Annotated in this window: 24 protein-coding genes; 10 read left to right on the top strand and 14 right to left on the bottom strand. The window is 35.9% G+C overall.

Annotated elements, in window-relative coordinates; all coding sequences use genetic code 11:
* Positions 1 to 28: 28 nt before the first annotated feature.
* From ACM6F9_RS21100 to ACM6F9_RS21050, 11 genes are all read right to left on the bottom strand, one after another.
* Positions 29 to 640 carry an outer membrane beta-barrel protein gene (locus tag ACM6F9_RS21100; RefSeq protein ID WP_105703510.1) on the bottom strand — a complete coding sequence of 204 codons (612 nt, stop codon included), beginning with the start codon at positions 638 to 640 and terminating at the stop codon, positions 29 to 31.
* Entirely contained in the window at positions 624 to 1,439 is an 816-nt protein-coding gene (locus ACM6F9_RS21095; protein ID WP_414847484.1) for an ABC transporter ATP-binding protein, read from the bottom strand. The genes ACM6F9_RS21100 and ACM6F9_RS21095 overlap by 17 nt, the downstream gene beginning before the upstream one ends.
* Positions 1,439 to 2,191, bottom strand: coding sequence for an MlaE family ABC transporter permease (locus tag ACM6F9_RS21090; protein WP_121489516.1), 753 nt, complete (start codon positions 2,189 to 2,191; stop codon positions 1,439 to 1,441). Before ACM6F9_RS21090 ends, ACM6F9_RS21095 begins: the two co-directional genes overlap by 1 nt.
* Before the next feature lie 74 nt (positions 2,192 to 2,265).
* On the bottom strand, positions 2,266 to 3,636 hold the full coding sequence (locus tag ACM6F9_RS21085; protein ID WP_414847483.1) for an exopolysaccharide biosynthesis polyprenyl glycosylphosphotransferase: 1,371 nt from the start codon (positions 3,634 to 3,636) through the stop codon (positions 2,266 to 2,268).
* A 42-nt stretch (positions 3,637 to 3,678) separates the two neighbouring features.
* A complete protein-coding gene (locus ACM6F9_RS21080; RefSeq protein ID WP_105703506.1) occupies positions 3,679 to 4,308 on the bottom strand; it encodes a 7-carboxy-7-deazaguanine synthase QueE in 630 nt (209 codons plus the stop codon).
* 7 nt (positions 4,309 to 4,315) lie between these two features.
* Entirely contained in the window at positions 4,316 to 5,200 is an 885-nt protein-coding gene (locus tag ACM6F9_RS21075; RefSeq protein ID WP_414847482.1) for a bifunctional 5,10-methylenetetrahydrofolate dehydrogenase/5,10-methenyltetrahydrofolate cyclohydrolase, read from the bottom strand.
* Positions 5,201 to 5,247: 47 nt separating this feature from the next.
* Positions 5,248 to 6,888, bottom strand: a complete 1,641-nt coding sequence (pgi, locus tag ACM6F9_RS21070; protein WP_414847481.1) for a glucose-6-phosphate isomerase — start codon at positions 6,886 to 6,888, stop codon at positions 5,248 to 5,250.
* Between the two features lie 206 nt (positions 6,889 to 7,094).
* Entirely contained in the window at positions 7,095 to 7,700 is a 606-nt protein-coding gene (locus tag ACM6F9_RS21065; RefSeq protein ID WP_414847480.1) for a hypothetical protein, read from the bottom strand.
* Positions 7,690 to 8,199 carry an RNA polymerase sigma factor gene (locus ACM6F9_RS21060; RefSeq protein ID WP_414847479.1) on the bottom strand — a complete coding sequence of 170 codons (510 nt, stop codon included), beginning with the start codon at positions 8,197 to 8,199 and terminating at the stop codon, positions 7,690 to 7,692. Before ACM6F9_RS21060 ends, ACM6F9_RS21065 begins: the two co-directional genes overlap by 11 nt.
* A gap of 24 nt (positions 8,200 to 8,223) precedes the next feature.
* On the bottom strand, positions 8,224 to 9,099 hold the full coding sequence (locus tag ACM6F9_RS21055; RefSeq protein ID WP_414847478.1) for a TraB/GumN family protein: 876 nt from the start codon (positions 9,097 to 9,099) through the stop codon (positions 8,224 to 8,226).
* Positions 9,100 to 9,255: 156 nt separating this feature from the next.
* On the bottom strand, positions 9,256 to 10,167 hold the full coding sequence (locus ACM6F9_RS21050) for a DUF4349 domain-containing protein (protein WP_414847477.1): 912 nt from the start codon (positions 10,165 to 10,167) through the stop codon (positions 9,256 to 9,258).
* A gap of 208 nt (positions 10,168 to 10,375) precedes the next feature.
* On the opposite strand from ACM6F9_RS21050, the gene ACM6F9_RS21045 reads away from it, so the two are divergent.
* The gene (locus ACM6F9_RS21045; RefSeq protein WP_414847476.1) at positions 10,376 to 11,734 is read left to right on the top strand and encodes an acyl-CoA dehydrogenase family protein; all 1,359 of its coding nucleotides are present in this window, start codon (positions 10,376 to 10,378) and stop codon (positions 11,732 to 11,734) included.
* Between the two features lie 116 nt (positions 11,735 to 11,850).
* Here the strand turns inward: ACM6F9_RS21045 and ACM6F9_RS21040 are convergent, their stop codons facing one another.
* Positions 11,851 to 12,228, bottom strand: coding sequence for a DoxX family protein (locus ACM6F9_RS21040; protein ID WP_414847475.1), 378 nt, complete (start codon positions 12,226 to 12,228; stop codon positions 11,851 to 11,853).
* Positions 12,229 to 12,379: 151 nt separating this feature from the next.
* Here ACM6F9_RS21040 and ACM6F9_RS21035 point away from each other — a divergent pair, with 151 nt between their 5' ends.
* The gene (locus tag ACM6F9_RS21035) at positions 12,380 to 12,634 is read left to right on the top strand and encodes a bacteriocin-like protein (RefSeq protein ID WP_414847474.1); all 255 of its coding nucleotides are present in this window, start codon (positions 12,380 to 12,382) and stop codon (positions 12,632 to 12,634) included.
* 113 nt (positions 12,635 to 12,747) lie between these two features.
* On the opposite strand, the gene ACM6F9_RS21030 is transcribed toward ACM6F9_RS21035, so the two are convergent.
* Together ACM6F9_RS21030 and lon are read right to left on the bottom strand one after the other, a co-directional pair.
* Positions 12,748 to 13,860 carry an AI-2E family transporter gene (locus ACM6F9_RS21030; RefSeq protein ID WP_414847473.1) on the bottom strand — a complete coding sequence of 371 codons (1,113 nt, stop codon included), beginning with the start codon at positions 13,858 to 13,860 and terminating at the stop codon, positions 12,748 to 12,750.
* A gap of 205 nt (positions 13,861 to 14,065) precedes the next feature.
* The gene (gene lon, locus ACM6F9_RS21025; protein WP_414847472.1) at positions 14,066 to 16,471 is read right to left on the bottom strand and encodes an endopeptidase La; all 2,406 of its coding nucleotides are present in this window, start codon (positions 16,469 to 16,471) and stop codon (positions 14,066 to 14,068) included.
* A 260-nt stretch (positions 16,472 to 16,731) separates the two neighbouring features.
* Here lon and ACM6F9_RS21020 point away from each other — a divergent pair, with 260 nt between their 5' ends.
* The 8 genes from ACM6F9_RS21020 (at position 16,732) to ACM6F9_RS20985 (ending at position 26,435) form a co-directional block, all read left to right on the top strand.
* Positions 16,732 to 18,885: a peptidylprolyl isomerase gene (locus ACM6F9_RS21020; RefSeq protein WP_414847471.1), complete on the top strand. Its 2,154-nt coding sequence runs from the start codon at positions 16,732 to 16,734 to the stop codon at positions 18,883 to 18,885.
* A 128-nt stretch (positions 18,886 to 19,013) separates the two neighbouring features.
* Positions 19,014 to 19,964, top strand: coding sequence for an MlaD family protein (locus ACM6F9_RS21015; protein WP_414847470.1), 951 nt, complete (start codon positions 19,014 to 19,016; stop codon positions 19,962 to 19,964).
* A gap of 8 nt (positions 19,965 to 19,972) precedes the next feature.
* The gene (locus tag ACM6F9_RS21010; RefSeq protein ID WP_414847469.1) at positions 19,973 to 21,313 is read left to right on the top strand and encodes a 4Fe-4S dicluster domain-containing protein; all 1,341 of its coding nucleotides are present in this window, start codon (positions 19,973 to 19,975) and stop codon (positions 21,311 to 21,313) included.
* An 89-nt stretch (positions 21,314 to 21,402) separates the two neighbouring features.
* Complete coding sequence (locus ACM6F9_RS21005; protein WP_105703490.1) at positions 21,403 to 22,188, top strand: (Fe-S)-binding protein; 786 nt, start codon at positions 21,403 to 21,405, stop codon at positions 22,186 to 22,188.
* Between the two features lie 47 nt (positions 22,189 to 22,235).
* Positions 22,236 to 23,345 (top strand): hypothetical protein, encoded by a 1,110-nt coding sequence (locus ACM6F9_RS21000; protein WP_414847468.1) that lies wholly within the window; start codon positions 22,236 to 22,238, stop codon positions 23,343 to 23,345.
* Between the two features lie 110 nt (positions 23,346 to 23,455).
* Positions 23,456 to 23,944, top strand: a complete 489-nt coding sequence (locus ACM6F9_RS20995; protein WP_105703488.1) for a hypothetical protein — start codon at positions 23,456 to 23,458, stop codon at positions 23,942 to 23,944.
* Positions 23,945 to 24,042: 98 nt separating this feature from the next.
* A complete protein-coding gene (locus ACM6F9_RS20990; RefSeq protein WP_414847467.1) occupies positions 24,043 to 25,176 on the top strand; it encodes a glycosyltransferase in 1,134 nt (377 codons plus the stop codon).
* Between the two features lie 5 nt (positions 25,177 to 25,181).
* On the top strand, positions 25,182 to 26,435 hold the full coding sequence (locus ACM6F9_RS20985) for a polysaccharide biosynthesis C-terminal domain-containing protein (protein ID WP_414847466.1): 1,254 nt from the start codon (positions 25,182 to 25,184) through the stop codon (positions 26,433 to 26,435).
* Positions 26,436 to 26,477: the final 42 nt, after the last annotated feature.

Below are 26,477 nucleotides of genomic sequence, written 5' to 3'. Positions count from 1 at the left end.
TTTAAAGTTGTTATTTTCGAAATTTAATTTAGAATTTATATCCTAAACCTACCATAAACAGGTTAGGTCTGTTATCATATCTGATTTCCGAACCGGATACTTTATTGATAAAATTTCTTTCGTCTTTACTGAAAGCACCTTCATATCTTGCATTGACAAGAAACTTTTTGATTTCCAGCTGAGCACCAAACTGGTAACCTACTGTAAAGTCATTTTTAGCATTCTCTTTGAAGTCGTTGTAAGTATTGTCTTTGTTTAAATTAAAGCTTCCTACTGGTCCTACAAAAACTCCCAGCATATTTCCTAAAAGGTTGTATCCCAAAAGAACGGGAACATCTATACGGTTGCTTTTTACATCAAAAGTAGTATTCTCTGTCGTAAACTCATTTTTGAAATGAGTATAATAGATTTCCGGCATCACAAACAATGAAGTAGGAAGACCTACTTTTAGTGAAAGTCCCACATTGAAACCAACATTGTTTTTCCCTTTTCCATCAATAGCATCATTCACTGTTCCTTTAATATTGGACCATGAAGGAGAGCCTGTTGGAAAAATGATGTTGGCTTTACCTGCCAATGAAATCTGTGCGGAAGCCCACATTGAAAAGCCTAATAACGCTATACTAAGTACCTTTTTCATTATCTTCTATTTTTGTATTTGAAGTTTCAATCGTTTTATTATTTTCAAGTAAATATTCTCTCAGTTCTTTAAACAGTTCTGAAGAATAAACGAAATCAATCAGATTTTTATTGCCTGCTGTAATAAGAATGTCTTTGTTCCCTTCCCATTCTTTGATTCCCAGTCGTAGGTATACAATTTTCTCGCCAATCGTCATCACAGAGTTCATATCGTGAGTATTGATGATGGTGGTCGTATTATATTCTTTTGTGATTTCGTAAAGAAGATCATCGATGATCTTAGAGGTATAGGGATCCAGCCCGGAATTGGGCTCGTCACAGAACAAATACTTAGGATTGTTTACAATAGCTCTTGCAATAGCCACCCTTTTCTGCATACCTCCGGAAATTTCGGAAGGATATTTTCTTTCTGCTTTATCAAGATGTACTCTGCCTATTACTTCAAAAACCCTTTTCTTTTTTTCTCTGTAAGTAAGATTGGTAAACATGTCGAGAGGGAACATGATATTTTCTTCCACAGTTAAGGAATCAAATAATGCACTTCCCTGGAATACCGTCCCGATTTCTGAACGGAGATGCTGTTTTTCATCTCTGGTCATGATATTGATGTCTTTTCCATCAAACAGGATTTCTCCTGATGAAGGCATATAAACATTCAATAAACTTTTTAAAAAAACGGTTTTTCCAGATCCACTCTGCCCAATGATTAAGTTTACTTTTCCTTTATCAAATGAAGTTGAAATTCCCTTAAGTACTTCAACATCATCAAAACTTTTCTTAAGATCTTTTACCTCAATCATTAGCTTAATATTAATTGGGTTAAAATTAACTCGGAAATGATAATAAATACCATTGTCCATACCACAGCCTGTGTACTGGCTCTACCTACTTCCAGCGATCCTCCTTTTACATTGTATCCGAAATAAGACGGTACAGTAGCAATGATAAAGGCAAAAACGATTGTTTTGGTAAAGGCATAGTAAATGAATAAATTAGGCATATACATTTGAATACCCACAATATAATCGTTCTCTGTCCAGTTTCCGGTTAAAATCCCGGCAATATAGCCTCCGCCAATACCAAATACAATACTGATGGCAATAAGAAGAGGATTAAAAAGCATACAGGCAATGATTTTTGGAAATATCAGAAAATTGGGTGAGTTTACTCCCATAATATCCAATGCATCAATCTGTTCGGAAACCCTCATCGTTCCAATACTGGACGCAATATATGAACCTACTTTACCTGCCAGAATCAAACTGATAATAGTAGGCGCGAATTCCAAAACAAGAACCGCTTTCGTAGCATATCCTACAAACGAAGGTGGAATAGGGAAAGAAGAAGCATCAAAGTTATTGAACATCTGAATGGCTACTACAGCTCCCACGAAGATGGAAGTGAAGACTACAAGTCCGAAAGAATTTACTCCCAAATCATTAATTTCTCTCATAAACAGCTTCCAGAACACTCTCATTTTCTGAGGCTTCTGCAGGGATTTCCCTAAGAGGATCATGTATTCCCCTATGGCTGTGAAAAACTTTTTTAACATACTGCTAAATTAGACTTTTTTATTGAATTGGGCTAGAGTCAGGTATAAGACTAAAGCTTAGTTTTATGTTAAAATTATTTGGCATTTTTATCTCCGCCTATAACAAGTAAAATGGTTTTTAGGATAATAACCAGATCCAGTACAAAGCTCCAGTTTCTTACATAGAATGCATCTGCCAGAACTCTTTTTTTCATTTCTACTTCCACATCTCCGAAGTCACCACGCAATCCGTTTACCTGTGCTAATCCTGTGATGCCAGGGCTTACCATGCTTCTTAAGCTGTATCTCCCGATTTTCGGTTTATAATAATTATCTACGGAAAGCATATGAGGACGCGGTCCTACGACAGACATCTCACCTTTCAATACGTTAATAAATTGCGGAAGCTCATCAAGACTGGTTTTTCTTAAAAATTTGCCCACTTTCGTAATTCTTGAATCATTTACCGATGTAGTTTTGGTAGTAGACTCATCATTCACAACCATTGTTCTGAATTTAAAACAATTGAACACTTCTTCATGGAAACCATATCTTTTCTGAAGGAAAAATACAGGCCCTTTAGAAGTGGTCTTGATTAAAATAGCAATGATTGGGAATACCCATGAGCAGATTAAAACCAATATAATAATAGAAAAGAAAATATCAAAAGTTCTTTTCATGAGAAAATTAGAATAATAATCCAAAGAATATCTAGCCTGGTTAAGTACTGGCTGGGTTTGTATATATCCAAGATCATACAGGAAAAAGTCACTTTGTGTGATACTTGGGATGAGTGAAATATGGATCTTATTGTCCTCTGCCAATTTGAAAATCTCATTTTCAAACCGCTCATCATATGAATTTTCCATAGAGAGAAACAAGGTGTGAATCCCGTTTTTCTTCCAGAAAGTAACCAGTTCATTAATATTGATGTCTGGCGTTTCGTATTCAAATATCCTATATCCATAGTCTTTACGGTCGATGAAAATATTCTTCAGGATCTCCGTAGACTGATGGTCTCCTAAAAACATTACATTTCTATAATTGGCTCCTAACGATCGTAAATACTTGATGGCGAAATAGATCAATGATTTCGCGAGAAAGATGAAAATAAACAGATAAAGAGAAAGCCAATAGATATCCGAATTGAAAAATACATTGTTACTTACCTTTCCTATAAGCAGAACGCCAAGTATGAAAAAGAGGAAATGGATTAAGAGGCGTTCAAGAAACAGTGTATATGTAAGGTTTCTCGGAATATTGTAGATTTTTGTCCTACCGCTTAGAAGCACCCAGAACAAAAACAACAGAATCAGAGAAAAAGTATTCTGGTACCAGGTTTCTTTGTCATATTTTAAACTTTCGTTTCTGCTTATAAAAAAGAATATGAAGATAGATGCAATAACCATGAGGTCAAGCAACATAATGATCGATTTCAGGTATCTTGAGTATCGAATTCTCTGCATCTATCGGTATTCTAACGGTAAGACCAGCTAATTTACGTTTTTTTACGGTATATTCAGATATTTGTGAGTCTGAACGGAAGCCTGCCATTCCGGATGTGCAAGAATGAAATCTGTGATCTGAGGATACATATTATCCCTCTTGCTCCATTCGCTTTGAAGATAAAGCTTACAGTTTTCAGAAACTTTTGCTGCCTGTTCCTGTGCAAAAGTAAAGTCATGCTGATTGAAGATAATAACTTTAAGCTCATGGGCTTTTTGATAAATTTCTTCTTTAGGCAGTCCTGTTTTCTTTGGTGAAAGAGTGATCCAGTCCAGCTGTCCACTCATAGGATAAGCCCCTGAAGTTTCAATATGCACGGTACATCCAAGCTCTTTCAGTCTGGAAGTCAGGATATCTAAGTTCCACATCAAAGGTTCTCCACCCGTAAGAACGATGGTTTTGCAATGTTTTGCAGCCATTTCTGCAATTTCTACTGTATTCATCAGAGGATGAAGTTCCGGATCCCAGCTTTCTTTTACATCGCACCAGTGGCATCCTACATCGCAACCTCCCAGCCTGATAAAATAGGCTGCTTTTCCGGTATGTGCTCCTTCTCCCTGTAAAGTGTAAAAATGCTCCATTACAGGGAGCATTTTACCTTCTTTTAATAAAATATCTTCTTCTTTATTCATTTTAAAATTAGTCGTTATAGACCGAAGTTTTGTAAGCAATGATGGTGTTTTTCATCAACATTGCTCTTGTCATTGGGCCTACTCCTCCAGGTACCGGTGTAATCCAGCTTGCTTTTTCTGCACAGCTGTCAAAATCTACGTCACCTGCAAGGTAATATCCTTTTGGAGAGTCATTATCTACTCTTGTAATACCCACGTCCACGATTACTGCTCCTGCTTTGATCATATCTCCTTTTAAGAAATGAGGATCTCCCAGAGCGGTAATTACGATATCTGCTTTTCTCGTATATTCTTCGATGTCTTTCGTGTATGAGTGTGTAAGGGTAACGGTAGAGTTTCCAGGGAAATCTTTTCTTCCCATCAGGATGCTCATTGGTCTTCCTACAATTTTACTTCTTCCGATAATTACACAGTCTTTTCCTTTGGTCTCAATATTATATCTTTCCAATAACGTTAAAATACCGAAAGGGGTCGCTGGTAAAAAAGTATCCATTTCAAGAGCCATTTTTCCGAAGTTTTCAGGGTGGAAACCATCCACGTCTTTTCTTGGGTCAATAGCATTGATGATTTTTTCCTGATCAATCTGGTCTGGTAAAGGTAGCTGAACGATAAATCCGTCCACTGCTTTAGATTTGTTAAGCTCGTCAATTTTTTCCAATAGTTCAGATTCAGAAACTGTACTTGGAAATTTGATTAAGCTGGATTGAAATCCTACTTCCTCACAGTCTTTCACTTTAGCATTTACATAGGCCTTGCTAGCTCCATTATTTCCTACAAGAATAGCCACCAAGTGTGGAGCTCTTCTTTTGCTTGCGAGAATCTTTTCTACTTCAACCTTGATCTCTGTTTTAATTTCCTTGGATACTTTAAGTCCGTCAAGAATTTCTGCCATTTTTACTTTTTTACTTTATAGATTTACTTTTACTTTCTTTTTACTTACTATTTATTTTCTTTATAGTAATTGATCAATCCGTTGGTAGAGCTGTCATGAGAGCTTATTGCGTCATTATTTTCCAGCTCAGGAAGGATTTTATTGGCTAATACTTTTCCTAATTCCACTCCAAACTGGTCAAAGCTGAAAATATTCCAGATTACTCCCTGAACAAAAATTTTGTGTTCATATAAAGCAATCAGCTGACCTAGTGAAAAAGGTGTTAATTCCTTGAATAATATTGAATTAGTAGGGGTGTTTCCATGGAAAACTTTGAAGTTAAGCAGTCTGTCTATTTCTTCGTCAGATTTTCCTGAATTTCTAAGTTCCTCTTCCACTTCTTCTTCCAGTTTTCCGAAGGCAAGTGCTTCAGTCTGAGCAAAAAAGTTTGCTAATAATTTATCCTGGTGATCCGAAACTTTGTTCGGGCTCTTTGTATAAGCAATAAAATCTGCCGGAATCAATTCTGTTCCCTGGTGGATCAATTGATAGAAGGCGTGCTGGCCATTTGTTCCAGGCTCTCCCCAGATGATAGGCCCTGTTTCATATTCTACAAATTCTCCGTTTCTGTCTACACATTTTCCGTTACTTTCCATATCTCCCTGTTGAAGATAAGCAGCAAATCTGTCCAGATATTGAGAATAAGGTAAGATAGCATAAGTAGTGGCTGCATAGAAATTACGATACCAGATTCCCAAAAGTCCCATTAATACAGGAACGTTTTCCGAGAAATCTGCAGTCTGGAAGTGTTGGTCTGTATCAAAAGCTCCTCTTAGAAGCTGTTCAAAATTTTCATATCCTACAGAAAGGACGATGCTTAAACCGATAGCACTCCAAAGAGAGTATCTTCCACCTACCCAATCCCAGAACTCAAAAATATTTTCTTCTGCTATTCCGAACTTCTTAACTTCTTCAATATTAGTAGATAAAGCCACGAAATGTTTCGCTACATCTTCCTGTTTTCCAGCTTTCAGGAACCAGTCTTTAGCAGAGTTAGCATTGGTCATTGTTTCCTGAGTGGTAAATGTTTTGGAAGCAATGATGAACAAAGTAGTTTCAGGATTTAAATTCTTCACTACTTCTACAATATGATTTCCGTCCACATTGGAAACAAAGTGAGCGTTTAATCTTGTTTTAAAATGCTTTAAAGCAGAACAAACCATTACAGGACCTAAATCTGATCCTCCAATTCCAATGTTCACTACGTCTGTAATTTCTTTTCCACTGAAACCTTTATGCTCTCCTGAAATTACTTTTTCAGAAAAAGACTTCATGTGATCAAGAACTCTTTTGATCTGTGGTTTGATATTTTCTCCGTCTACAATAATTTCACGGTCAGAAAAATCTCTTAATGCTGTGTGTAATACGGCTCTTCCTTCAGTTTCATTGATTTTATCTCCGGAGAACATTTTGGAAATAGCATCTTTTAGCTGGCTTTCCTCAGCCAATTGTAGTAAAAGATCCTTTGTTCTGGAATCAATTAAGTTTTTAGAATAATCAAAAAGGTAGTTGTCCTTTTGAATAGAAAACTCGTTAAAACGGTTCGGGTTATATTGAAAAAGGGTTCTAAGATCAAAATCGTTTCCCCCGAAGTGTTCGTCAAGTGCTTTCCAGCTGTTAGTTTGTGTTGGATTTATTTTTGATAGCATATTACAGAATTTTTATCTTTCAGAAAATGATATGTAGGATTAAAAATAACTGACAATCCATAATCATTTATTTCTGATTTGCAAATTTACGGAAAAATAAAACCTCAGATAAATTTGAAGACGATAAATAACATTTTTTTAAAAAACAAAACCCCAGAGTTCATCTGAGGTTGTATAAAAAGAGTTTTGGATAAGATTTTAAGAGCTTATTCATCCATTTCATTCAGAATGTTTTCCAGTTGTTTGGCGCTTCTTCCATAGATGTATTTTGTCCAGAGAACGATACTCGCTATCAGACCCAGGGTTCCAATAAGCACTGTGATGATTAATCCAAATTGTTGAGAAGAAGTTAGCCCTGTTAATGATTTTCCATGTTTTTCCATCATATTATAAATCGCTAATCCTATTGTTACTAAAAAGTGAGGAAGTAATAAAAATCCAAAAGACTGGTATCGTTCCATATTCAAACGAAGTTCATGGTAGATCTTCCAAAGACTGTTTTTGGTGTTTCCCGTATAAAGTTCTGTCTGTTTGTAAAATTTATAGAATCCAAACAGATAATAAGATGATATTACCACCATCATGGTATAGGATACATAATAAATAATATACTGTGAAGAAGGAAATTGAAACTGAAGCGGGAAAAAAGCGATCAGAATGATGGCAACAATCTGCATCGGAAATTCTTTTTTCATATTTTTCTGAATCTTTTCTATAGGGTGCTTGCTTTCCTTTAATTGTTCTATGGTATCAGGAATATGGACATCACTATCTTCTTTATTCCACTGTTCTTTTAATTGATCAAAATTCATAGCCTGATTTTTTTATGATTTGCTGTATTTTTTCTTTTGTTCTGTTGAGTTTTACGCGGGCGTTGCCTTCACTAAGTCCTAAATTATTTCCAATTTCTTTGTGAGACATCCCTTCCATGAAATAAAATATGACTGCTTTTTCTAATGCGTTCAGCTCCTGAACGGCATTATAAAAAATTTCCAGCTGCCTGTCCTTTGTTGGATTATAATCTTCCTGCTGTACTTCAAAATGGGTAGGTGTATCTGTATGATTATTGGATCTCTGCTTTTCCTTTTTTAAATAAGTAATTGCCGTATTGATTGCAACCCGATACATCCAGGTAGAAAATTCACTGTTCCCTTTGAAATTTTGATAGGATTTCCAAAGCTGGATAAGAATCTCCTGCTGCAGGTCTTCCCGATCCTCTACAGAATCTGCATAGATCCGTGAGGCTTTGTATAAAATACCTTTGTGCTGGTTGACAAGCTTTAGAAAAGCTGTTTCAGTTGGATTGCTCACAGTTGTTTCATGGTTTGGTTATGATTATAAGTTTGTTACCGGCTTTACGGTGAATCCTTTTGCTTTCAGAAGATTGATCAAACCGTTTTCTCCCCACAGGTGGCCGCTTCCTACAGCAAAGAAAGAACTTTGGTTTTTCATCATTTCCGGCATTTTTTCTGCCCATTTCTTATTTCTGTCGGTAAGTACAAGCTTTTCCTGTCTCTTATTCATGAATTTTGGATTCTTAATCAGCTGATCCAGATCTTTTAGATTTTCATTTTTAAATGCTTCTGTCATTTTTTTTGCGGCAATAGCATATTCATTTCCAAGCTTTAACTGAGTGATTGTTTCCTTCAGATCATATGCCTGGCTTATTGCAGAGGTCTGATCATCTACTTTTTCCAGTCCGCTTACACTTTTTTTATTCTGCAAAGCTGTTTTCAGTAGTTCTATTTCATACATTTTCACCTCATTCTGAGGACAGGGAATTGCTTTTGTGGCAACAAGAGAATATAAAGCTGTTGAGCTGTGAGAATCAACATTTTTCAGAGTGGTTCCGTAATCAGCTAATATTTTATCTAAATTTTTTGCTTCTTCAGGAGTAAGCTGTTCAGAGATCTTTTTATCTGCTGCCATCATTTTTTGGATAGATGCCATTTCATTCTGATCGGTATAATTGATTTCCATAACAAAGCTTTCTGACTTTTTAAGAGCATCCCAAACTTTAGGTTTGATCTCAAAATCTTTAGAGCATAAGATATGAAATGTTCCCGTAATATAAGATGGCTTAGTGAGACCGTTTCCCGAAACTTCCCAAAGCAGGCTGTTGTCCTTGTTTGTATTTTTGCTTTGAGCGTTTGCTTTTATAGAATTCAGTGATAATAGCACTGCTAATCCAAGTTTTATTAAATTTCTCATAGTATTAATTTTTTTGATTTTCTGTTCTTTTAATCAGTAGGTAAAACAGGAGTTACAATCGTTACAGTTTTTTTTCAAAAAAATAAAAACCTCCTGGAAACAGGAGGCTGTAAAATCTAAAATTATGATGATAACCAATTGGTTAGGATAGCTTTTTTATTCCTGAATTTTTGACTGCTCAGGTTTAAGAGTTTTTCTTTTTCTTAAAAAATAGATGATTGCCGCAGCAATTAATACAAGAGGCCATACATTGATAATAGCCACTATAATTCTCTGAATCAGATAGAAACCATATACAAATCCATCTTTAGCATCATAAATGAAATTGTATTTATATTTATTATCAATGCTGGTGGTGTTGGTAACAGCAATTTCTGCAATACGTAATTGAGGCTCTTTAATGTAAATGTCAATGGTGCTGTATTTCAGATTGTCTGTCATATTCATACTGGAAAACTTTTGAAGGTTTCCTTCAGACATGTTCTCATCATCCAGCTTTACTTTATCCTTATTTGTTTTTAGCTTGCTAATATTTTCAGAAGTCTTTTGATTTCTTTTTCCTTCCAGTTCAGAATATTTGATGTTAGCGGTTACATCCTCTGCATTAATTGATCTTGAATTAAGAAATAATTTACTTGTATTGATTGCAGTCAATAGTTCTCCAAGTTTTTCAGTAGGAATACGTACCTGCATTCTGTTCTCTGTCTGGTATTTTTTTACCAGCATTGCTTCTTCATTGGAAGTGTTGTAAGTGCTTTCAGAAACTACATTACTTTGAAGATTGCTGTTGGTAACAAAACCTCCAAGATCCTGCACGGATTTTTCAATGGCAATAGTTGCGTTATACACGTCTTTTACTTCCATATTGACATCTGCAGTTTTGATAAACTGCTTGTCTTTTACTTTCATATCTGCAACAGATGAAATGCTGTCTGATAGAACTGCTGCCGTAGAATCTGTGGTTGCATAAGCGTTAAGATCTGTTTCAGCAACTTCGCCTTTTTTACATGAAGAAATTCCTAATAAAAGAACAGTAGCAAGAGATAATTTAATGTAAGTAGTTTTCATAGCGTTGATTTTTGTTGTTTTCCTGAAGTCAAAGTTCAGTCAGGATCTTTTGTAACGCTTGAAAATCAAAAGTAAAAAACTTGTAAATAAAATATGATCTTTTAATTCATTGAAATTAAGTGTTTTGTAAAACGAAGTTGACCCTTGGGCTTTGCTTTCGGAGCAATTTTTGCATGTCTTTTACAAACCAAAACTACAATCTATCACTATGTCAAATACTTTTTCAAAAATCAGAAACGCAATAGGATTATTCACATCCATAGATTTCGATCAGTTGAGTGCTATTTCTCAAAAAGTAGACCTGCCCAAGCTGATGCATAATTTCTCAAAACTGGATGATAAACAGCTTTCCGGACTTATGAAAATGCTTGATCCGGAAAAGAAAAAGAAAGAACTTCCCCCTATTGACGGAGACTTTTATGATATCTACCATACCCTTACTCCTGAACAGCGTGAAATTCAGTTGAAAGTAAGAGCATTTATGGAAAAAGAAGTAAAACCTCTGGTAAATCACTACTGGCTCAGAGATGAATTCCCTTTTGAACTGATCCCGAAATTCCAGAAACTGGATATTTGTGGTGTTACCTATGAAGGGTATGGCTGCCCAGGAATGCCCTTCCTGATGGAAGGGGTTATTGCAATGGAAATGGCCAGAATAGACGCTTCTATTGCTACTTTCTTTGGAGTGCAATCCGGATTGGCAATGGGTTCTATTTATATCTGTGGATCTGAAGAGCAGAAGCAGAAATGGCTTCCACAAATGCAGAAATTTGAAAAAATAGGAGCTTTCGGGCTTACAGAGCCGGAAGTAGGTTCAGGAGCGGCAGGCGGGCTTACTGTAACCTGTAAAAAAACACCGGAAGGCTGGATTCTTAACGGGCAGAAAAAATGGATTGGGAATGCAACATTTGCAGATCTGATCATTATCTGGGCAAGAGATCTTGATAGCGGAGAGGTGAAAGGATTTATTGTAGAAAAAGATAATCCTGGATATTCTGTTGAAAAGATCAAAGGAAAAATGGCTTTAAGAATTGTTCAGAATGGGTTAATCACCTTGAAAGACTGCCTTGTAACTGAAGAAGACCGTTTGCAGAATGCCAATTCCTTTAAAGACACCGGAAAGGTACTGAGAATGACCAGAGCAGGAGTAGCATGGATGGCTACAGGCTGCGCACGCGGAGCTTACGAAAGTGCATTGGATTATACCCGAAAAAGAGAACAGTTTGGAAGGCCTATTGCTTCATTCCAGATGATTCAGGGACATTTGGTAGAAATGCTGTCAAATCTTACTGCCATGCAGACTATGGTTTTCAGATTATCCGAAATGCAGGATGAAGGAATTTTAAAAGATGAGCATGCTTCTTTAGCTAAAGTTTTTTGTACCCTCAGAACAAGAGATATCGTTTCCAGAGCAAGAGAAGTACTGGGAGGAAACGGAATTCTGCTGGAGTATGATGTAGCCAGATTTGTTGCCGACGCAGAAGCAATCTATTCCTATGAGGGAACAAAAGAAATCAATTCATTGATTGTAGGGCGTTCTATTACAGGATTCAGTGCTTTTGTATAGGGAAGAGGTAATAGGTAGCAGATGATAGGTTATAGGTCGTAGTGTATTAACAACCATAAATTTTAATGGAACACTATAAGACCTGCAACCTATCATCTATAACCTAAAATATAGCCTTATGAAACTAAGTGTTTATATTTTTCCTTGTTGTCAATAATCATCCAAAGATTAATCAGGAACATCACTCCTGCAATCCCCATTCCCATAGGAGATTTGTCCATAGTGAATACATGAGTGACAATTCCTACCATAACAGGTAAAATAACAATGGCTCCCAACGCTCTTGTTTTTGGAAAGATGAATAATAATCCGCCAATGACTTCTACAATCCCTACTAAAGGCATCAGCCAGCTGATTTCTCCAAAAGCAGCAAAGAGTTTCATCTGCTCAGGAGTAGGTTTTTCCATGGGCATATAATTAAAAAACTTGTTTAGTCCGGCATTAATAAACATAAGCCCGAAAAGTAAACATAAAATGAATTTTATTGCTTTCATGATTGATGATTTTATATCAAATGTAAAATAAAAATAGGATTAATGTATAATGTTTTCGTAGAAAATAAACAATTAGTGTTAATGATAGGTTAATGTTGATTTTTGAATAATTTTATTCTCTATATTTGATTTACAAATTAAACTAATAATTATGTTGAAAAATCTTAAAAAATTAAACCGTACGGATTTAAGAGAAATCCAAGGTGGAGGCGGAATTGGAAAATGTGATATAGGACCTATTGGATGTCCTTGTAAAATCCCACCAGGAGATCCTTGCTTAGGCGGCGGTGGAGGCGGAGGAACCACACCAACGCCGGATTATGGGTACTGTCCGGATAACCAAACTTACATTCTGTGCACAGAAACCTGTCCAAATGGAATGAGTCCTTTATGTGCTCTTCCTTAAATAAAATAAAAAGACTGTCTTGAAAAAGGCAGTCTTTCTTATTTAAAGTTTAAGATTTAAATATTCAAAGTTAGAATGATATCAATTATTATTTATTTCCTATTACTCATCTTCTAGTCCATTTCTTTCAGTGTAATATTCTTGGAAATCTTATAACTTTTTTTCTTCTTGTTAGGTTTCTGTTCTTCTCCGAGCAATCTTCCCCAAGGTTTGAGATCTTCCACTCTTTCACAGATAATTTTTATAATTGCAATAGCTGGAATACACAGGAACATTCCTGCAATTCCCCAAAGATGTTCCCCTAAAAGAATACCAATAAAGGAAAATAAAGCATTGATTTTTACCTTTGAACCTACCACAAATGGCAATACAATATTACCATCTACTGCATGAATGGCGATATATCCCAAAGCAACATAAACACAAGTTGACGGAGTGGAAGTGGCAAATGCTATAAAACAGGAAATTAAAAGGGAAATAAAGATTCCCAGATACGGAATAACATTTAACAATCCTGTTAAAACGCCTAAAAGTATAGCATATTTTACCCCTAAAATGGTAAGAAGGGTTGAAGTCAAAATAGATACAATAACCACCTGAAGAAATAGTCCGAAGATATATTTCTTAGTCATAACACGAATCTCACTTACAGCTTCCTGTACACTTGCTTTATGTCTTTCATTGAAAACAGTAACGATAAAATTATTTAAAAGCCTTCTGTAATTTAAAATAAAGATGAAAAACAGAGTGAAAAATATAATAAAGCCAAATCCTGTTGAGAATATACCGAAAGTAAAACCTAAAATCATCCCTGAAGAAGACAAGAGCTTATTCAATCCCTGGTTGATGTAATCTACCTGTTCATCCACTTTTACATTGAATGTTTTGGAAACCCAGTGTTGCAAACCATTAAAAACAGTTGTGAACTGTTCTTTAAGGTGGGGAAGATCCTTACTGAAATCAGAGAGCTGATTGGTAAAGAAATAAATAATACCGCCTAAAATGATCAGCATAATAAACACTGAAGTCATTGTAGACATAGATCTCGGAAATCTTAATCTTCTTTCCATGAAAGTGGCAGCCGGTAAAAACAGCATAGCCATCAGGAAAGCAAGAAAAAACGGAGCTAAAATAGTCTGCCCTAATGCTAGAAGATAGCCAAGTCCAATGATGGAAATCACCACAAGCGTAAGCTTGACAAGGAAAGGAAGTCTAAGAAAATTCATAATCTAAAAATATGCGGTGTGGAATAAAAATAAGAAAACCCCTCTGAATTGAAAAATTTTTTATTCAATCCTTCGGAATTATCTTGTATTCAGCAAATTTTATTCCACCTGATAAGAAAAGCTGACCTTTTTGTAATAAAACAGAAACACGCCCTGAATATCAGAACGTGTTTCCTTATTGAGAAGTTAATATGTTATAAGTTGTTTATTCCTCAATGGCAATATCAATCACCTCTTCCATTCTGTTGACATAGTGTACTTTAAGATTTTTTAAATAATCTTTTTTGATCTCTTCTACGTCTTTTCTGTTGGCTTCACAAAGAATTACATCTTTGATTCCCGCTCTTGTTGCGGCAAGAAGTTTTTCTTTAATTCCTCCTACAGGAAGTACTTTTCCTCTTAAAGTAATTTCTCCTGTCATAGCAAGGTGAGGTTTTATCTTCTTGTTTTTGAAAGAAGACACCATAGATGTAAGCATTGCAATACCCGCAGATGGGCCATCTTTAGGAGTTGCCCCTTCCGGAACGTGAACGTGAATGTTTTTCTTGTCCAGATCTTCCTGAGGAATTCCCAGTTCATCATGCTTTGCTTTAATATATTCAAGAGCAATAGTGGCAGACTCTTTCATGACCGTTCCAAGGTTTCCGGTCATTGTTAAAGAACCTTTACCGTTGCTTAGGATACTTTCAATATAAAGAATATCTCCACCTACACTGGTCCATGCAAGACCTGTTACCACACCAGGAACTCCGGTGATTTCAGATAAACTTTTCGGTCTTGGAACCCCAAGAATTTCATCTACTTTTTCTACTGAAATTTTTGGATCATATTCCTTTACCAAAGCAGTTTGTAGTGCTACCCATCTTGCAACGGCAGCAATTCTTTTCTCCAGTGTTCTTACACCACTTTCCGAAGTGTGTGCTTCTACAATATGTTTAAGCTCTGCATTTCCAAGTTTGAACGATTTTGCATCCAGACCATTTTCTTCCTGTTGCTTCTTGATTAAATGTCTTTTAGCAATCTCAATTTTTTCCTCCAAAGTATAGCCGGCAATCTGAATAATCTCAGTTCTGTCTAAAAGAGGAGTCTGTATTGTTGAAAGAGAGTTTGCTGTAGCAATGAACATTACTTTTGAAAGATCATAGCCCATTTCAAGGAAATTGTCATAAAAAGACTTATTTTGTTCAGGGTCAAGGACTTCTAGGAGTGCTGAACTTGGGTCCCCATGCTGACCTTGCCCGATTTTATCGATCTCATCAAGAACAATTACCGGATTTGAAGTGCCGGATTTCTTGATTGACTGTAAAATTCTTCCGGCCATAGCACCGATATACGTTTTTCTATGTCCACGGATTTCGCTCTCGTCATGAAGACCACCCAATGATAACCTTACATATTTTCTTCCTAAAGCATCTGCAATAGACTTTCCTAAAGACGTTTTACCAACCCCCGGAGGTCCTACCAATAATAGGATAGGAGATTTCATGTTGTTTTTTAATTTTAAAACAGCCATGTGCTCCAGGATTCTTTTTTTGATATCTTCCAGTCCGAAGTGGGCTTTATCAAGCACTTTTTCCGCCTTAGCGATATCAAAAATATCTTTTGTATAAGTTTCCCAAGGAAGATCAGTAAAGAAATCCAGATAGTTTCTCTGTACATTATAATCCGGAGAATTAGGATTCTGGCGTTGAAGTCTGCCAATTTCCTTCTGGAAATGTTCCTCTACTTCCTTACTCCATTTTTTAGCCTTGGCTTTTGCGATTAAATCTTCAACATCACTCTCAGGTCCGCCACCCAGTTCTTCCTGAATGGTTCTGATCTGCTGATTCAGAAAATATTCTCTCTGCTGTTTGTCAAGATCTTTGGAGGTCTTCTGATGAATCTGATTTCTCAGTTCCAGTTTTCTGAAATCCTCATGCATCATTTCATAGCACTGGTTGGCTCTTATCATCAGACTTTTCTCTTCAAGAAGCTTTTGTTTTGCAATTGAAGAAAAATTAGCATTCGTACAGATGAAATTCAGAAGATCATCATTATTGTTAATATTTTTGATTGCAAAATTCGCTGCATTGGGAATATTAGGATCCAGTTCAATAATCTTTAAAGCAAGATCTTTGATGTTTTCCAGCAAAGCTTCATACTCATCCTGGTTTTTAGGACGTGTATCTTTTAATTTTGAAATTTCTGCTTTGAAATAAGGTTGTTTATCAACGATTTTTTTGATCTTAAATCGGTGAAACCCTTTAGTTATAGCAGTAATATTGCCTTCCGGAAGCTTAATGATCTTAATGATCTTTGCCAAGGTTCCGGTAGAATAAATATCTTTTTCGGAAGGTTGTTCCAGATCCGAATTTTTCTGGCTTACAATTCCAATAAAATCACCGTTTTTCTGAGCTTCCTCAAGAAGCTGGATCGAGGTTTTTCTTCCTGCAGTAATAGGAATTACTACATTAGGGAACATAACCATATTTCTTACGGGAAGTATCGGGAATATTTTCTGTTCGGAATTTTTATCAGTCTCTGCGAAGTCGGAAAGATTGATTTCTTCAGCTACGATATCAAATCCATCGCTGATCATTTCTTCTAAACTAATATCTTCAAATTCTGTCATAGTCAATCGAATGACAAATTGTCATTTTCGTTTTTTATCGTTATAAGGATTTTTTATAATATACGCTGAAAACGTTTGTCATATTATAATATTCTAAAAATGCACAATACTTATGCCATTTGTTTTTTGCTTAAAAATACGGTCAAAATTTCCTTTTTTAGATAATCTTTACATTAAAAGTCAAAATAAAGCAGTTCTGTTTCTGTAATTTCTTAAAAATGTGTATTTTCGCAAACTGATAAAAAACTATAATTTATAAAATGGCAATTTTAGGACAGATTAGGAGTAAGCCTTGGCTTTTAATGGGAGTAATAGCCTTAGCGCTTTTGGCGTTCCTGGTGAACCCCGATAGTATCGACAAGGTTTTTGGTAAGAATCCTGACGTTTTAGGAAAAGTAAATGGTGAGAAAATCACCCGCGAAGAGTTCAATGATCAGCTTTTCGTGTTGCAACAACAGGCTGATCAGCAAGGGCGTCCGAAAAACGGTCTTGAGGAACAGGCTTGGCAGTTACTTGTACAATCTAAACTTATCAAACAGCAGTTTGAGAAACTGGGCTTTGAAATGAATGATGATTATTTCTGGAATCAAATCCAGTACGATCAGATGTTTGCTCAGAATCAACAGTTCTTTGATGAGAAAGGTAATTTTAAAACTCAAGAGCTTAAAAAAGAAATTGAAACATTAAAAAACACCAATCCTGAAGGATATAATCAATGGTTGAAAACTAAAAAGACTATTGAGTACAGACTAATGGCAAGACAGGTGTTTACCAATATTTCAGCAGGTATCACTACCGGTAAGAAAGAAGCCGAAGAATTGATGAAGCAGAGAGATCAGCTTGCAGATATCGACTTTGTGAAAGTAGATTATGCAGCGTATCTTCAGAAAACCAAGATCAATGTGACTACACAAGATCTTGCTAACTACATCAAGGAGCATCCTGTAATGTTCAAAGCTGAGCCAAGCAGAAATATCGGTATCGTATATTTCCCATCAAAACCTAGTGCTGCTGATGATGCTGCAACGCTGAAAGAAATTACAAAATTATATTCAGGAGGTACAGATGCGAGTGGAGGTACAGAAAACTTCCAGAATACGAAAAACGACTCTATGTTTGTTACGGCAAACTCTGATGCGCCATTCAATCCTCAATATGTAAACCCTTCACAATTGCCTCCAACGATCAAAGATCAAATTGCTACAGCTGCAGTAGGGCAGACTTTTGGTCCTTACAAGGAGCAAGATCTTTATATAGTATCTAAATTAGTAGGTAAAAGAGCTTCAGACTCTACTTTGTCTAGACATATCCTTATTGCATTCAAAGGAAGTCCTGCTGGTCAAGGGGTAACAAGAACTAAAGAACAGGCTAAGAAATTGGCAGACTCTATCGGAGCTATCGTAAAAGCAGCTCCTGCTAAATTCACAGAATTCCTTAAGCTTTCAAGCGATCCGAATTCTGCTGCACAGGGAGGTAGCCTAGGGTGGACAACTCCCGAAACACCTTTCGTTCCTGAATTCCTTACTTACCTTGCAAACAATCCTAAAGGAGCTACAGGTGTAGTAGAAACTCAATTTGGTTACCATATCATCAATATTGAAGATAAGAAATCAGGATCTATGGGGTATAAAGTTGCCAACCTAGTGAAAGGAATCAAACCTTCAGATGCTACTGAGGCTGAAACAGATAAAAAATCAAGAAAATTCATTCAGCAGATTCAAGGGAAATCTTTCAACGATTTCGTGAATATTGCTAAGAAAGGAAATTATCAGTTCTCTAATCCGAAAGCAGCGAAAAGATTTGAAGGTCAGCTTCAGGGCTTAGGTACTGAAAAAGATCCGGAGATTCTTACTTGGGCTTTTGATAAGAAAAGAACAAAAGGAGATACTGAATTATTTACTGTAGAAGGAACAGGTGATAAAATTGTAGTGTATCTAAACGGAAAACAAGATGCAGGTCTTGCAGATCCAGAATCTGTAAGAGATCAAATCGAAGTTTTAGTTAAAAATAAATTGGCTGCAAAACAAATCTCTGATAAAATTACAGCAGCGAAAGCTTCTAACTTAGATCAGGTTGCTAAATTATTTGCAGCTCCAAAACAATCTGCTCAGGTAAATCTACTGAACCCTTCAGTAGCTGGTGCTATGGAACCTAAAGTTGCCGGTGCTGCATTTGGTGTTGCAAAAGGTAAACTTTCCAACCCGGTTGAAGGTGGAACAGGAGTTTATGTTTTGATCAAAAAATCAGAAACAGTAAACAAACAACCTGGAGATCTTAAGCAGTTTACAGAGTCTCTTACTCAGAGAAGTTCTGGGATGTTCGGACAGGCTTGGATGAAGAGTCTTCAGGACAATGCAGATATCGAAGATTTCAGAATTGAGATCTGGAATAAGCTGGGAAATCAACAACAGTAAGAAATTCATTTCAAGAATATAAAAAGCGACAAAATTTTTTGTCGCTTTTTTTGTATTTAACGCAGAACAATAAAGGAAAAGATTTATTTAAAATGTACTATATTTGCTTATTAGAAAAAAATTAGCAAGTGAAGTTCAGTAAAGAATTAAAAGCTGGTGTGATCACACTTCTGGCCATTGTAGGTTTTGTGGTGTTGTTTCAGTTTATGAAAGGGAAAAGCCTTTTTACTACCGATAATATATTTTACGCAAAATATGACAACGTAGAAGGCCTGGCGCAGTCTTCGGCTGTTTCTATCAACGGTCTGAAAGTAGGGCAGGTTGATAAAATTATTCCTCTTACTGCAAAAGATGGAAAAATTAATTTTGTTGTAAAAATTACAGTAGATAACAAATTTGAATTCTCAAAAAATTCATCATTAGAAATTTTTGAACCAGGATTAATGTCTGGTAAAGAAATGAGAGTAAACCTTGCATACGGAGGTCAAACGGCTAAAGATGGGGATACTTTGAAAGGAGCTTTCAAACTGGGAACACTGGGAAGTCTTTCTTCTCAGGTAGGTCCGGTAAAAGATCAGCTGCAGGTGGTTTTACATAGAGTAGACTCTTTAATGGCGAATGCCAATCTACTTGTAGATGCTCAAAACAGAGCTGAAATAAAAGCTTTATTATCTAATCTTAATAAAACAGTAGGAGCATTACAGACTACAGCAGGAAGTGTAAACAGCCTGGTAGGACACAATGACCCTAAATTGCAGAAAGTATTAGATGATGCAAGCCTTACCATGCAAAGTGGAAAGGTTACCCTGGATAAATATGGAAATCTGGCTCAGAGCATTGATACTAAACAGTTGAATGCTACTATTGCCAATTTAGATGCTACTGTAGGAAAATTGAATCAGGTGATTGGAGGAATTGATAAAGGAGAAGGAAGTTTAGGAAAACTGATGAAGGATGATCAGCTTTATAACAACCTGAATTCGGCTTCTACCAACTTGAATTCATTAATCGAAGATATGAAAGCGAACCCGAAGAGGTATATCAACTTCTCGGTTTTCGGTAAAAATAACAAAGACTAATACACCTTATGCAGTACATTGGTAATATTATTTTCCTGATTTTATTAGTGGCAGGATTCGGGCTGTTTGCTAAAAGCCTGCTGAAGATCTACCGAAATATCAGGTTAGGTCACGAAATCAATAGAAACGATAGAAAATCTGAACGCTGGAGCACTATGGCACGAGTTGCTATGGGGCAGAGTAAAATGACTGCACGCCCTGTTGCCGGAGTTCTACACCTTTTTGTATATGTAGGTTTTGTGATTATTAATATCGAATTAATAGAAATCATTGTTGATGGACTGTTTGGTACACACCGTTTCTTGGCTTCGGTTCTTGGACACGGATTCTACAGTTTCTTTACTGCAACATTAGAAATTCTGGCACTTCTTGTGGTAATAGGAGTGGTTGTCTTCTTCATCCGAAGAAACTTTTATGGCGTTAAAAGATTAACGATGAAAGAACTTTTCGGTTGGCCAAAAAACGATGCAAACTGGATTTTGATTATTGAGTTCGCCTTAATGATGGCTTTCTTTATGATGAATGCTTCAGATTTTATTTTACAATCGAGAGGAGCTTTACCAGAACATGGGAGCTTTCCGATCAGTGAAATGACATTGGTTCCGTTTTTGGAAATTTTTAGTTTTGATAACGGATTTTTAATGTTCACTGAAAAAGCTGCATGGTGGTTCCACTTTGTAGGTATCCTGTTCTTCATGAACTATCTTTACTATTCAAAACACCTGCATATTATTCTTGCATTTCCAAGTACGTGGTATGCAAATCTTGATAAAAAAGGAAAATTCAACAATCTTGACTCTGTAACAAAAGAGATCAAATTAATGATGGATCCCAATGCAGATCCTTATGCAGCTCCGGCTGAAGGTGCTGCTGAAGCGGATGTACCTTCTAAATTTGGTGCTGAAGATATCTTTGACCTGAATCAGGTACAGTTGCTTAATGCTTATTCTTGTACAGAATGCGGACGTTGTACCTCTGTATGTCCTGCTAATATTACCGGTAAAAAGCTTTCTCCGAGATTGATTCTGATGAAAACCAGAGACAGACTGGAAGAAGTAGGAAGAAATATTGATCAAAACGGAAAATTTGTTGACGACGGTAAAAAACTGTTGAACGATTATATCACAAAAGAAGAACTCTGGGCTTGTACCACATGTAACGCATGTACAGAGGCTTGTCCGGTATTGCTTGATCCGCTTTCCATTATTTTTGAAATGAGAAGATTCCTGGTGATGGAACAGTCTGCTGCTCCACAGGAACTGAATCTGATGATGACCAATGTGGAAAACAATGCAGCTCCTTGGCAGTATAACCAGGCTGACCGTCTGAACTGGGCAACGGAAAACTAGATAATTAATCAATTTGAAAGTTTGAAATTGATCACAGTTTATATCATTTTCAAATTTCCAAATTCTCACATTTTCAAATTGAAAAAGAAATGGATTTCAATATAAAAACAATGGCAGAATATGCTGCCGAAGGAAAAGCCCCGGAAGTTTTATTTTGGGTTGGATGTGCGGGAAGCTTTGATGACCGTGCTAAAAAAATTACAAAAGCATTTTGCAAGATATTAAATAAAATAGGAGTTGAATTTGCAGTTTTAGGACAGGAAGAAAGCTGTACCGGAGACCCTGCAAAAAGAGCCGGAAACGAATTCGTATTCCAGATGATGGCGCTTACGAATATTGAAGTCCTGAATGCTTACGAAGTAAAGAAAATCGTAACGGCTTGTCCACACTGTTTCAATACCCTGAAAAATGAATATCCAAGCTTAGGTGGACACTTTGATGTAGTACACCATACTCAGTTCCTTAAGACCTTAATGGAAGAAGGAAGATTGAAAATAGAAGGCGGAGCATTTAAAGGGAAAAAAATTACGTTCCATGATCCATGTTATTTAGGCCGTGCCAACGACGAATATGAAGCTCCAAGACTATTATTGGAGAAACTGGATGCAGAGCTTGTAGAAATGAAGCGTTGCAAAACCAAAGGTCTTTGCTGTGGAGCAGGAGGTGCACAGATGTTTAAAGAACCTGAAAAAGGAAATAAAGACATCAATATTGAAAGAACAGAAGAAGCTTTGTCTTTTGAGCCTAAAGTAATTGCTACCGGATGCCCTTTCTGTAATACCATGATGACGGATGGTGTAAAACACTTTAACAAAAATACCGAAGTAGCCGTAAAAGATATCGTTGAACTTCTTGCTGAAGCAGAAGACTTATAATTGAAATCTTATACAGGTTTATGAAGTTGAAATGGAGACTCTCCTTTTTGTTGATAATTTCAATACTTGCACTTCTTACATTCTGGAATTATCAAAACAGAGTATATGATTGGGATATGCCGGGCTATATGGGATGTATGTATACGTCCGAGTTTCCGGATTCACCGGATAAAGTCCGAATCATTACCTATGAGGATATAAAAAAAGAGGCTCCTGCAGCTCACTATACAGACATTATCGGAATAAAGCAGTGGGACATTCCAAGGCAGTATTTCGTGAAAAATACACAATCTTTTACAGAACAATTACCCTATTTTCAGATCAAAGTAGGGTATATTCTTGTCATAACACTTTTTTATAAGCTTGGGTTTACCGCACCAATGGCAGTACTGTTTACCAGTCTTATATCTTACTTTATTTCGGGATTATTATTATTTTATATTCTAAAACTCCTTTTTCCGAAGAAATATGGGCTTGCCATAGTATTAACGATTGCTGCAATGCTATTGCCACCAATGACGTATATGTCAAGGGTTTCTACACCGGATATGTTCATTTTTCAGTTTATGCTGATCTTTATTATTGGATTAATTAAAAAATGGAGTAAATGGTCCATGTTCGTACTGCTGTTTGGGATCACCTTTATACGGCCGGACTATATTACATTCACCCTGACCTATATTGTTGCTGTTTTCTTTTTCCATTATTTTAAGGAGAAAAAGATTGATGTTTCCTTTATTGCGCAGGGAGCTGTTCTTTTGGCAATGTACCTTGCAATCATTAAGTTTTATCATTATCCGGGCTGGAAAGATCTCTTTTATGATACTTTTATTGATAGAAGACCTATTATTTCCACGCACCCTATTGACGTTAGTTTAAAAGACTATCTGAGTATCATTTACATCAAAATTATTTACTTTAAAAAAGTAACTTTATCTGTAGCCATTATGATTGGAGTTATCTTCTGGCGTTCCAAAGATATGTGGATTAGAATGATTTCAGTTCTTTTCCTGGTGAATGTATATATCAAATTCTTTTTCTTTCCACAGTCGGCAGCATTAAGATTTTTCTTCCCATTTATTTTCCCGCTTTTCATGATGATGCTCTATGTACTGAGCAAAAAATACAATGATCTTAAACTCGAGAAAATTGCGTAATTTTGTCTTTAAAATGATAAGGCTTTAAAATCATTATTCTACTTATGTTTTGTCTAATGAACAAAATTGAATGTGATTATTCAAAGCCTTGAAAAATAAATATTTACATTATGAAAATCGAAGAATCTAATATTGTAGAAACCAACGACTACAGAGTCATTATATATCCAGCTTCAAGACCTTTTGAAACAAAAGAAGCAAAAGCCATTACCGAAAAACTTTTCGATTTCCTTGCTACATGGGCAGCTCATGGAAAACCGCTTTCTTCTTCATTTAAAATTGAAAAGAATCAGTTTATTGTGGTGTGTGTAGATGAAGAAAAAGAAATGGCTTCAGGATGCAGCATTGATGCTCTGGGAAAAATCATGAGAGAAATTGATGAAGAGTATCAATTGGGTCTTTTTGACAGAATGAAAGCAAGTTTTGTTGAAAACGGTGAAGTAAAGACTCTAAAACTGATAGATTTTAAAACGAAATTAAGAAGCGGAGAACTTTCAAATGATATCCAGGTTTTTGACTTCTCAAAAAATACCTATCTGGACTTTTTAAGCCATTTCCTTCTTCCTTTGGAGAAGAGTTGGGCAGCTTCAGTAAAATAATCGCTGTGTAGCTTATACAGCCGAATAATCATAAAGTGAGAACGTGTTTCTCACTTTTTTGTTTTAATGTATCTTTGCATAGATTCGAGTAAAAATCAATGCCTAAAGTACTTTTTTTAACGACATCCCACAGCTATAATGATGACCGTATTTTTTATCATCAGGCAAAAGCTCTTAGAGATAATGGGTATGAAGTAAAAATATGTAGTTTGTATGTTGATTATAAGGGTGTTATTGATGGAATTGAAATAGAATCTTATGGTATTCTGGAAGAAAGTATTGAACAGAAAATGGAGACTTTCCGGAAAGTATGTGATGATTTTCAGCCCCAGATCATTATCTGTTCCGAACCGCTGGCAGTAGTAGCTTCCAAGAAATATGTAAAAGAAAACAAGGTAAGTTGTATTTATGACGTTACAGAGTGGTATCCTTCCATGTCAATGCTTCAAAAATACGGGTTTCCTGCTAAAATTTTTCAGGCCTTAAAGTTTTCCCTTATTCAGTTGTATGCTGGCTTTTTGAGCACTCACTTTATTTTTGGAGAAACGACTAAAAAATTCCCGCTAGCTTATTTTTTCGGATTTAAAAAGCAGATGATTCTTCCTTATTATCCTGATTCTGTGTATATCAAAGAAAGCACCAAGGAACTTGAACCCAATACAATAAAACTCTGTTACACAGGTCAGATTTCTAAAGATAAAGGGATTGAAAATTTCTTTAATACAATAGATAAACTTCGCCAGAAACTTCCTGAATTACATATTAAAATCCTCATTATCGGATCTACTGTTGTAGAAAGTGACCAACTCTATTTTTCATCGTTATTGAAGAAATATTCTTTTGATGATATTGAGATCAGAAAACCAACTCGTTTTGAGCGGTTTACAGAAGCATTTGCAGATGCAGATCTATGTTTCGATCTTCGGGAGATTAACTTTGAAAACAATCATTCTCTGCCCATAAAACTATTTTACTTTATGGGAGCAGGAAAACCGGTGATTTATTCCAATTTGAAAGGTATCCGAAAACATATGGGAAAACTCTCATTTGGAAATCTTGTAAATCCTCATAATGCTGAAGATATTTCTGAAATTGTCATCAATTATATCAGGAATCCGGAGTTATATCATTCTCATGCACTTAATGCCCGGAAAGAGTTTGAAAAAAAATATAATTGGCATATAATAAAGAACTCTTTTATTGAGTTTGTAAAAAAGTCTATTGATAAATAATCATCATGCAGCTTACTATCATTAAAACATTTGTCTCACGTTTTCTTATACTGATCCTAAGTTTCGGATTGGTGATCTATTCTACGAATATGTGGGGAAGTGAGGGTAAAGGAACCATCTCGATTGTGGTTGCCAATGCTGCAGCAGTGAGTTTTTTTAGCAGTATCTTTTCCGGAAGCAGTGCTTCTTATTTTGCATCAAGATTTAAAATAGAGAAAGTTTTATTATATGCTTATCTGTGGTCTCTTCTGACAGGGCTCTTGATCCCGTTTTTCTTCAGTCTGGCTTCTATTCAGGGTGAATATTTATTTTATCTTATCGGAATTTCCGTCTTTTCTTCATTACTATCTACCAATATCAGTTTGTTTATTGGAACACAGGATATTAGGAAGTTTAATGTTTATACTGTTTTACAGCAGTTAGTACATATTATCTTTATAGGAATATTAGTATATCTCTTCGGGAAGAAAGATGTTTCAGTATATTTCCTTGCACAGATTGCATGTCTGGCGCTTCTCTTCCTTACCAGCTTTTTTCAGATCATCAAAAAATGTAATATTTCCGAAATATCATTCTGTAAAGATGTTGCCAGAAATATGTTTGAATATGGCTGGAAAACCCAGTTGAGTGCCTTTGTTCAGTTTCTCAATTACAGGCTTTCATTTTATTTCTTAGAATATTTTGAAGGTATTGCCAGCGTTGGCATCTTTTCCATTGGAGTTACTTTTTCGGAAGCCATATGGACGATTACGCGCAGTATTGCTGTCATTTTATACTCAGATGTGGTCAACAGTAAAAGCAAGGAAGAATCTATTGAAAAAACCAAAGAATCTTTAAAACTGACTTTTATTCTGATGATAGGTTTTGTACTGGGAATCATTATCATTCCGTCACAGGTTTATGAGATAATTTTTGGGAAAGAATTCAGAAATACCAAAGAGATTATGCTTCTTTTATCACCGGGAATCTTTGCCATTGCCGTAAGTGATATGGTGGGACATTATTTTTCTGGAATGAGAGAACTCAAAATTCTTAATGTAAAATCAATTATCGGATTGGTTGTAACCGTTGTATTTTCCTTTATTGCCATACCCAGATGGGGAATTTTGGGGGCTTGTATTGCTACCACATCATCCTATTTGGTTTCAGCTTTTCTGTTATTCAGAAAGTTTTATAGTTCTACACCATTCAGTTTGAAAGACTATATGGTTTCAAAAGAAGAAATACAGCTTTTAAAAGAAAAATTTTTGAAGAAATAATTACTCCATACACGAACGGAAAATAAAGACATTTCCTTATTT

The sequence above is a fragment of the Chryseobacterium sp. IT-36CA2 genome (assembly GCF_949767875.1).
In the GTDB taxonomy this organism is placed as follows: domain Bacteria; phylum Bacteroidota; class Bacteroidia; order Flavobacteriales; family Weeksellaceae; genus Chryseobacterium.
This window is presented reverse-complemented; position numbering and strand designations above follow the sequence as displayed.